A 3,300-nucleotide genomic window follows, 5' to 3' on the forward strand; every position below is an offset into this window, starting at 1 on the left:
AGGCGCCACAGCAGCCTGCCCAAGACGTGCCGCGCGGCAGGAAGTAAGTCTCGTCGAACAAGTTCTGCACCTGCAAGCCGAGGCGAACGCGTTCGGTCAGCGCGTACCCCAGGTTCACATCCGCCGTGGTGTAGCCGTCGATCCGATAGCTCTGCGGATCGGCACCCCACTGCGGACCGACCTTGGTCACACCGCCCCCCAGCATCAGACCGGTGAGCGAGCCGTTGCGGAACTCATAGTTCACGTAGCCGGCCAACTTGAAGTCCGGCGTCGCCACGATCTCACGACCGCTATAGAACGTATCGGAGGACTGACCGTACTTACCTTTGATGGTCGATGCCGCGACGATGATGTTGAGCCCCGGGATGATCTGACCCATGGCCTCGAACTCCACGCCGCTGTTCTTCTGATCCAAGCCGCCGAGCACGAAAATCTCATCGGGCGTGTTCTGCGGATCGCCCACAGCCACGTTACTGCGATGGATCTCGAAGGCCGCCAACGACAGCATCAAGCGCTCGTCGAACAGCTGCCCCTTCATGCCCACTTCGATCTGATAGCCCTCTTCCGGATCGATCTTGCCGCCCGAGCGCTCGATGCCGCCCTGAGGAATATAACCCTCGGTGTAGCTCGCGTACGCCGTCCAACGATCCGGCACGATGCGCCAGGTCAAGCCCGCACGCGGCAGCACGCGATTGCCGTCCAGCTTCTGCTCGTAGTTGAAGCCGTTCTCGGACACCGGCACATACACATCGCTCAAATCGTTCTGCTCGTAGCGACCGCCGACCAGCAGCGTCAAGCGATCCTGCAGCTCGAACAGCACCTGCGCGCCCAGGCCCAGATACTCGCGCTCGAAGGTGTAGCGATAGTCGTACGGAATGTGCACGCGATCCAAACCCGTCGAGCGCATGTAGTTGCGGAACGAGTCGCGAGTTCGGAAATCGAACACGTTGATGGGATCGCCGATGAACGGCTCGGTGGAATCGAAGCGGATGGCGCGGAAATGACGGTAGTCGGCACCGACATACAGCTGATGCTGACGCCCGAACAGTTCGAAGCCGCCGGTCAGGCCGGTCTCGAACGAATAGGACTTCTGATCCAGGTCGATGGCATCGCCGTTCAGCCACGCCGTGCCGTCGCCGGCGATCAGCGTGCCTAGGTAGTGCTGCTGCGTCGTCATGCTCGAGTCGAGATAGCTGCCGCTCACGAAGAACGTGAGTTCGTCATTGATCTTGTAGTTGACGCGAGAAAGCAATTGCACGGTCGTGCTGTCGAAGAACGTGGCATCGGAGGTGTAGAACACGTCCTTGATGTAGTCCGGCGGCGCGCGGCAGGTGACTTCAGCGCAGGACGTAATGGCATCGTCCTCGCGCCAGTCGACGCGATCAGCCGGTGCGTCCGTGGCCCATGCAGGCACACCCATGTTGCGATTCGTCTTCCACTTCTGCACCACGCCGGTCGCATCCAAGCTCACCTTGTCGGATGCGTCCCAGTGCAGCGACGGCACCACCGTCAATTGCTTGGAGCCGTCCTCGGTCCACGTGTCGCGATATTCATAAGACATCGGTAACCGCACCGACAGCTTGTCATCGACCAGCACTCTGTTGAAATCCGCCTCGACGCGCGCGAGCTGCGGACTGCCGAGACTGAAACCGACGCTGGTCGAGTCCTTGTACTGCGGCTTCTTGGTGACGTAGTTCAGCATGCCGCCGTAGTTGTTACGGCCATAGACGATACCGGTCGGACCTTTCAGGAACTCGACGCGCTCCACCGCCACCGTGTCGATGGGCTGCACCGGCACGAAGGACATGCCGTTCAACTTGAAGCCATCGAGCAGATCCAGCGTGAAGCCGCGCGCGGTGAAATCGGAGAACTCACCGGGGCTGAGCGCACGTGCCTCTAAGCCTGCGATGTACTTGCTGATGAATTTCAGATCGGTGATGGCGAAGGTCTTCACCACGTCGGCATTGATCACGGCCACCGATTGCGGCGTTTCGATCAATGGCAGATCGAGTTTCGCCGCGGCACCCGACTCGACCCGCTGATAGAAGCGCGCGCCGGTAACGATGACCTCGGTCAATCCTTCCGGCGGCGTCTCGGCCGCATATGCGGCACAAGAAGAAAGTAACGACAGCCCAGCCAGTAAAGAAACTTTCTTGCGATTCATCACTGCACACCTCTTGCTTATTAATATTGCGGCGATTTTCGTTGCGCGCCGAAGAAGACCGCGCCTGCCGCTCCCCATATCAAGATCAGCAACCATTCCAGCGGCACTGGCCCCGCGCCTCGAAACAGCGGCTCAAACAATGCAATCGCCGACATCACGAACGACGCCACCGCGGCGATGACCAACGTGGCCGTGCCACCCGGCACGGAAAAGCCGGGGGCCGCGCCTTGATGCTGCTTGCGCAGACGCATGAGCGCGAAGCACGCCAGAACAAAAGTGAAAGCCAGACAAATGGAAGCCATGTTGACCAGCGGCAGGATTGCGCCCCGCCCCAACAACATCCCGCCCAAGCTCACCGCACCAACGAACAGAACAGCCACACCCGGCGTGGCATGCGTTGGATGGATGGCGCCGAGCCGACTCGGCAGCAGTCCCTGGCGGGCTTGCGCCATGATCAAGCGCGACGCCATCAGCACGATGGCGTTCCAGGTCTTGAGCAAAGAAAACGCCGCGGCCAGCAGCACGACTTTGGACAAGATTCCGTTCGACAGGATGTCTTTCATGGCCGCTGCGGTCGCAAGCGGTGTGCCAGCCAGCTCCGTCCAGCGCGTCGCCATCGACGAGCACAAGATAGCGGCGCAATAGAACAACCCAGCGATCAGCACCGAACCCACCATCACTCGCGCGATGGTCCGAGCCGATACGTCCGGCGAGCATTCCTCGATCGCTTGCGGTACCGATTGGAAACCGTTCAAGAAGAACGCGGTGTTCGCGAAAATCCACGCGGCGCCGAACCACCAGGGCGAAGCATCCATCGAGCCGAACAGCGGTTGCAGATTCTCGGCCTCGCCAGTTGCCGACGCCGCTGCGAGCAGCACGATCACCACCGCCAGAAAGCCGTAGGTAATGATGCTTTGGAAGCTCACCGCGAGCCGCACGCCTCGATAGTTGAGGAACGTGATCAGCACCACGCCGGCCGCGCCGATCAGCACTGCATCGAGCGTGACTTCAGAGCCGAACAACGAGTACAGGACCGTGCCCCGCAGCCCCGGAATCAACATCTGCAACATCCAGGGTAGGACGATGGCTTCGAACGTCGCCACGACGATGAGATAAAGCGTGATGAACCAGCCGAC

At 60.7% G+C, this 3,300-nt stretch carries 2 protein-coding genes; both read right to left on the reverse strand.

The window, feature by feature from the left end:
* The coding region (locus tag JNL55_RS31135; protein ID WP_293863745.1) for a TonB-dependent siderophore receptor at positions 1-2,164 on the reverse strand (2,164 nt) is incomplete at its 3' end.
* A gap of 20 nt (positions 2,165-2,184) precedes the next feature.
* On the reverse strand, positions 2,185-3,300 hold a 1,116-nt coding region (locus JNL55_RS31140), incomplete at its 5' end, for an APC family permease (RefSeq protein WP_293863748.1).

The organism is Steroidobacter sp., from assembly GCF_016790065.1.
Lineage (GTDB): Bacteria > Pseudomonadota > Gammaproteobacteria > Steroidobacterales > Steroidobacteraceae > Steroidobacter.